Origin of the sequence: Pseudoalteromonas sp. P1-11 (assembly GCF_001399995.1) — a bacterium.
Lineage (GTDB): Bacteria > Pseudomonadota > Gammaproteobacteria > Enterobacterales > Alteromonadaceae > Pseudoalteromonas > Pseudoalteromonas atlantica.
Genome location: NZ_LJSP01000015.1, coordinates 1 through 5,729, shown reverse-complemented (window position 1 = coordinate 5,729; position 5,729 = coordinate 1). Strand labels below are relative to the sequence as shown.

The following is a 5,729-nucleotide window of genomic DNA, read 5'->3' as shown; positions in this document are numbered from 1 at the left end:
TTAACCATTAAAGGAGATGTTACACTTTTAAGTATGCATAACAATAAAGTTTGATCAGTTACAATAATGTCTGATCATATACAATAAATATTGAACATTTTTAACCTCCTGCTAAGTTTAGCTTAGTCGGAGGTTTTTTATGTCAGATGCAGATAAGCCACTCAATAAGAAAGACCAAAAGCGTTTAGATGAAAAACGAGGCGAAGGGACGGGAAAGGACTATGTTTCTTTCATTAAAGTCGGAGAGTTCAGCAGTTCTGTCGAAAGCGTTCGTGTTAAAAGTGCTACTGTTGGCCGAGTTCATCACTTTTTCTCTGGAAATGAGCTTGCCGCATTTTTGGTGTTCGATTGGTGTAAAGAGGTCATCGACATTCGAGAGCAGTTTCCAATTCCTCTCGCTGACTCTTTAATTATTTGCCGCCAGCTAGGTATGTAGTGGCATAGTTAATTTGGCCACCCATTAAGAAAGAAATGTTATGCTAATAAGCATACAAATTTGGGTGAAAAAATGACGAAATTAAAACGCGCAACGTATTCTGCGGCAATCAAATTAGAAACAGCACAGCTTGTGGTTGATCAAGGCTACACGCAAGAAGATGCAGCCAAGGCTATGGGTGTTGGTAAATCAACTGTAAGTAAATGGGTCACACAATTAAAGCAAGAACGAAATGGCCAGTCACCATTGGCTTCACCAATGACACCCGAACAAATTGAAATCCGCGAACTTAAAAAGCAAATACAACGCATTGAATTAGAAAAGGATATATTAAAAAAGGCTACCGCTCTCTTGATGTCCGACTCCCTGAACAATTCTCGTTAATTGAGAAATTAAATCAACGAGAGCGTTACCCAATTAACGTGTTGTGTAGCGTATTTAATGTACATCGCAGCAGCTATAAATATTGGGCCATACGGGATACGACGCCAACACCTGAGCAAGTAAGGTTAGAAGCGGAAGTAAAGGCAATACATGCAATGAGTGGCGGTTCAGCTGGGGCGCGGACAATCGCGGCAATAGCAACGAACAATGATTTTGAATTGAGTCGTTATCGTGCAGCTAAGCTAATGGTTAAATTAAAGCTTGAAAGCTGCCAAGTACCTCAACATTCATATAAACGCGGTGGTAATGAACACCTTGAAATTCCAAACCTGCTTGATAGACAATTTGATGTTGTTGAGCCAGATACCGTGTGGTGCGGTGATGTGACGTATATTTGGGTAGGCAATCGCTGGGCTTATTTAGTCGTTATTATTGATTTATTTGCACGTAAAGTAGTTGGCTGGGCCATATCGTTGTCGCCAGATACTAATTTAACGCTAAAAGCGCTTGAACTCGCGTATGAAAGCAGAGGAAAACCGACAGGACTGATGTTTCATTCAGACCAGGGTAGTCACTATACCAGTTTAAAATATCGCCAACGTTTATGGCGCTATAAAATCAAACAAAGTATGAGCAGGCGCGGAAATTGTTGGGATAATGCGCCAATGGAACGATTTTTTAGAAGCTTTAAAACGGAATGGATGCCAAAAGTTGGATATGAAAACTTTAGAGACGCTAAATATAGTGTGAGTGATTATATCAACGGATATTACAATAATGTTAGACCACATCATTAAAATGCTGGTTTAGCGCCGAATGAATCTGAGATTAGATATCAATATTCTAAAACTGTGGCCAAAATTAGTTGACCACTACAGCCTTAGCTAATTCAGTTAATACTTGCTTATACGTATCCACTGATTGGGCTCCAGATATAGCACTCTCACGATTGAATACAATCGTTGGAACTCCTGATATACCCGTTTGTTTCCATTGTTGTTCCTGCGCTCGGACATGATTTCGCAGAATATCGTCATCAAGACATGCCATTGCGTCGTCAACATTGAGACCCACACTTTGCAGCTCTTGTTCGAGGATACTTTTGTTGGATATATCTTTTTGCTCGCTGTAAAACGAAGCAAATAATCTATTTTTAAGCTCGGTTTGCTTACCTACACTTTTTGCGTATTCTAGAAGAATATGAGCATCAAGCGTATTTACCGCTTTTAGTCCGTCAAAGTAGTCGAATTTAAATCCAACTTCTTCTCCAAGCTCTGCCATCTCTTTTCTGAAACGAATACTATCTTCCAGTGTGGTGCCGTACTTTCTTTTGAGGTGGGCACGTAAGTCTTCACCTTCAGGTGGCATATCTGGATTTAGCTGAAACGGTTGCCACTCAATCTTAATGTTATCTTCCATACCAAGCTCTTTTATGGCGGCATCTAAACGCTTATAACCGATAATGCACCAAGGACAAACCACATCTGAGACAATATCTAATTTGATCTTCTTGCTCATATTTATTCCCAATACTCCCATGACTTTCGCCTTTGATTTGTTTTACCAAAATAACTTTAAGCAGAACCCAAATTTATTGGCTATTCGTATCCTGCTTATTTTCACATTTGAAAACTGACGGTTTATATTTTTGCTCGCAAAGCTGGATTGTCGGAGCGGTATTAGTAAAGTTTGGAACATCGGTTTTTATCTTTTCTGCATTTGGGCCAAAAGCAGTTTGAAATGACTCTAAAGATTCAAATGAAATGGTACTGATTGCCACATATGGCGCAGCTTCGCCGGGAACTACACTGGCAACCCCTGCATCGACAGTTGCCCCTTTTACGGCCTCTCCCAACAGCTCTCCGATCATAGGAACATGTTTGTTGCAGTAGTAATCAAAATCAAAAATAACATCATCTTTATTTGGGTACAGTACGTATGCTTTAATCATTGTTTTACCTTTTCTTTAAGTTAAGTTTTAAGTAGTTGAGTTTTACATTTTGTTCTTAGGCATTGCTTTGCCAATCATTGACTCACCCATCGTGGCCTGCTTTTGGTGGGGAATTATTCCAGAAAGAATAGCAGTCATTCGATTTCGTTTACCGGGAACCACAACCGCTTTTTTACCTAGACCTTTGATAGCAATTTCTGCTACTTCCGCAGGGTCTTTTGCAACCATCGGTAATTTGGCCCAATCAACACCATTGTCCGCAGTCATCGGAGTGCTAGTTAGCCCCGGAGAAAGAACGGTTACATCAATACCCTTGGGCTTAAGCTCGCCATGAAGAGATGCCCCCAGCTGAAGAACATAGGCTTTGGTACCTGCATAATTTGAAAAATATGGAGAAACCATATGACCTGAAAGGCTTGAAACCATTAGAATGCCACCGCGTTTTCTTTCCACCATAGCGGGTGTAAAGTGGTGAGTCAGTTGCAATACCGAGGTAACATTAAGCTGCACCATCTGTAATTCTTTAGCTAACGATGTCTTAGCAAATGAACCATTTATTTCAACACCTGCTGCGAGTACCAACAAACCTATTTCTTGCTTCACCTGCTTAACTTTTTCAACCCCTTCAGTAGTAGCTAAATCTGCTGAAACAATCATTGTTTTAATTCCATAACGATCCGCAAGCAATGCTGCGTGCTCTTCAAGTTCTTTTTCTCGACGAGCAACCAAAACAATATTTAATCCCTTTGCTGCAATCTGGCTGGCCATTTCAGCACCGATGCCAGACGTTGCACCTGTGATAAGAGCCCAATCGCCATATTTTTCTTTAAAGCTGATACCCATAATTCGTTACCTTTATCTGTGTTTAATTGATGGGGTAATTATATGGAAATCAGAGAAGGTAGGCTCTTCAGAAAAGTTCAAATATTGCTCAGATTAGCTCAAACGAGCCAATCATAATCTGAATAGAAGGGATAAGTGTGGTTGTCAAGCTAAACGAAATTCAGAAGGAGATAGACCGGTTTGTCCTTTGAAGGTACGGTTAAAGGTGGAAATCGATTCGAAACCCGTTTCAAAAACGATGTCAGAGATACGTAAGTTATTATCTTTCAGTAACACCTTAGCTTTGTTGATTTTTAATTTGGTAATGTATTTCATTGGTGGTTCTGAATACACCTCTTTAAACTTACGTTTAAAGGTAGAAACACTCATATGACACAATGCCGCCAACTCATTCACACTCAGATCCGCATACAGATTACTTTGGATAATATCTTCAAATTTAGCAAAATTAGGTTTAAACATGGAAGCAAGAAAATCGAGTTCAGACGGGGCATTGGTTCTTTTCGCCATAAGAATGACAAATTCACGTAGCTTACTCTCGATAAGCAAATCATCCGCCAACTCTGGAGAGTCTAGCAATATGCTAATGCTGTCGCGATAGTGCTCAAGCAATCTATCCACTTCAACCTGCATAATATTATAATCAACCCTGTAGTTTGACTGGCTAATATCAAAGTTAAACAGTGACTGAAATATTTCAGGGTAAAGCAAGATGCCAATTGCTTCACCTACACCTTCATCATTATGGTAGCTGGTATTTTCATAAAAGTAGTTGGTGCATTTTGCTAGTACTCCGCAGTTTTTGTTCAATGAAACAGATTCTGTCTGCTCCCTGACGTTAAAATTACCATTCGTAACAAACGCAAAACAGGCTTCACTGTCTACAAACACACGCGGCATACGCTTGAAACTGGGGATATCTTGTTTTTGAAAAACAACACGTCCATTATATTTGATTGTTTTCATTTTTAAGGCACCGTTCATAACACTACGATTAGGATAAAGCAGATTAAAGATATCTACTCACTCGGCTTACTGACTAATAGATTCATCTTGTAACTAAAGTAATGATGGGTATTTTTAATGTTGTAATTTTCCCTGCTGAGCAAGAACTTCTGAAGCAATCGCAACTACGCAAAAGATACCACTAAACACACCAACCAAGGTCTCAAGTGTCCACATTTTTGAAAAACCATTAGAGAAGTCTTCGGGGTACTGCACTGCAATATGATCAAGTGTTGGGTACAGTGCGGCACTCATAATCATCAGACATATAAAACTCCACGCAAACAGAAATCCTCTTGCTTTATTATTACCAAAAATGAGCACGGTAAGTAGCGCTCCGGTTAAAAAGAACTTCGCCATACCAATCCATTTGCCAACAATTATTGGTAAACGTTGTAGTGAACCGTCTCCCATCATAGCTGCATCATAACCGGAAAATTTTCCTAATGCAGGGTGAGCTAAAAACATTGTAGAAGTCTGTGTCATCCACATGAGGCTGTCTACAATTTCATAAACGGTAAATATCGCGAGCCATACGAAGGTTGCACGGGCTAAATTTTTTGAATTGATTGATATTGTTTTCATTACGATTCCCATCATTGATTAGATGGACGAGATAATAGTAATAAGTTGTGCATTGGCACTTGTCAAATAAGGTCAAAAACTGGGCAGATTAGTCCAATGTTTCTTGAGTTTGTCATTGATTGTAGGTTATTGAAAATAACGTATTGAGTTTATCTTGATTGACAATACTTTGCATAAAGTGAATCTGACACCGAGGATCAGAGATGGAAGCTATTGTCCAATCTATTGTCCGGTTTCGTTTACGAGCGGCATCACCTGAAGTGGTGCCTTTCTGCTGTTTGGGAGATGAAAAACTTTATGATGGGTAGATTTCGCCCCACAAGCCAAACTTACTTTTGTCCAATAGTTTTCCAGAAATTGATCAAACTTTATTGTAATTCCTAGGGGCTAGCTGATAGCGATGTGCTTCAAAATGATCAATCTTTAGCTTTATTGCAGGCTATAAACTGCTTGAAAAGACACATTTCTGATCAAAATTTATTGTTATGCATACTTAAAAGTGTAACATCTCCTTTAATGGTTAAT

Annotated in this window: 6 protein-coding genes and 1 pseudogene; 2 read left to right on the top strand and 5 right to left on the bottom strand. The window is 39.3% G+C overall.

Going from position 1 to position 5,729, the window contains the following annotated elements; translation table 11 throughout:
* Window positions 1-139 precede the first annotated feature (139 nt).
* Together AN390_RS17485 and AN390_RS17475 are read left to right on the top strand one after the other, a co-directional pair.
* A complete protein-coding gene (locus tag AN390_RS17485) occupies window positions 140-436 on the top strand; it encodes a hypothetical protein (protein WP_200910106.1) in 297 nt (98 codons plus the stop codon).
* A 72-nt stretch (window positions 437-508) separates the two neighbouring features.
* Window positions 509-1,689: pseudogene (locus AN390_RS17475) on the top strand (IS3 family transposase).
* On the opposite strand, the gene AN390_RS17470 reads toward AN390_RS17475, so the two are convergent.
* From AN390_RS17470 to AN390_RS17450, 5 genes are all read right to left on the bottom strand, one after another.
* Window positions 1,682-2,338: a DsbA family oxidoreductase gene (locus AN390_RS17470; RefSeq protein WP_055016940.1), complete on the bottom strand. Its 657-nt coding sequence runs from the start codon at window positions 2,336-2,338 to the stop codon at window positions 1,682-1,684. The pseudogene AN390_RS17475 and the gene AN390_RS17470 sit on opposite strands and share 8 nt — an antisense overlap.
* Before the next feature lie 73 nt (window positions 2,339-2,411).
* Window positions 2,412-2,771 carry an EthD family reductase gene (locus AN390_RS17465; protein WP_055016936.1) on the bottom strand — a complete coding sequence of 120 codons (360 nt, stop codon included), beginning with the start codon at window positions 2,769-2,771 and terminating at the stop codon, window positions 2,412-2,414.
* Between the two features lie 42 nt (window positions 2,772-2,813).
* Window positions 2,814-3,614 (bottom strand): SDR family oxidoreductase, encoded by an 801-nt coding sequence (locus AN390_RS17460; protein ID WP_055016937.1) that lies wholly within the window; start codon window positions 3,612-3,614, stop codon window positions 2,814-2,816.
* 144 nt (window positions 3,615-3,758) lie between these two features.
* Window positions 3,759-4,580 carry an AraC family transcriptional regulator gene (locus tag AN390_RS17455; protein WP_235576507.1) on the bottom strand — a complete coding sequence of 274 codons (822 nt, stop codon included), beginning with the start codon at window positions 4,578-4,580 and terminating at the stop codon, window positions 3,759-3,761.
* Between the two features lie 114 nt (window positions 4,581-4,694).
* Window positions 4,695-5,204: a hypothetical protein gene (locus tag AN390_RS17450; protein WP_055016939.1), complete on the bottom strand. Its 510-nt coding sequence runs from the start codon at window positions 5,202-5,204 to the stop codon at window positions 4,695-4,697.
* Between the last annotated feature and the right edge of the window lie 525 nt (window positions 5,205-5,729).

Bases quoted from the DNA above. Each gene is read 5' to 3' on its own strand.
- AN390_RS17485 (WP_200910106.1), top strand. From the start codon at position 140: ATGTCAGATGCAGATAAGCCACTCAATAAGAAAGACCAAAAGCGTTTA.
- AN390_RS17470 (WP_055016940.1), bottom strand. From the start codon at position 2,338: ATGAGCAAGAAGATCAAATTAGATATTGTCTCAGATGTGGTTTGTCCT.
- AN390_RS17465 (WP_055016936.1), bottom strand. From the start codon at position 2,771: ATGATTAAAGCATACGTACTGTACCCAAATAAAGATGATGTTATTTTT.
- AN390_RS17460 (WP_055016937.1), bottom strand. From the start codon at position 3,614: ATGGGTATCAGCTTTAAAGAAAAATATGGCGATTGGGCTCTTATCACA.
- AN390_RS17455 (WP_235576507.1), bottom strand. From the start codon at position 4,580: ATGAAAACAATCAAATATAATGGACGTGTTGTTTTTCAAAAACAAGAT.
- AN390_RS17450 (WP_055016939.1), bottom strand. From the start codon at position 5,204: ATGAAAACAATATCAATCAATTCAAAAAATTTAGCCCGTGCAACCTTC.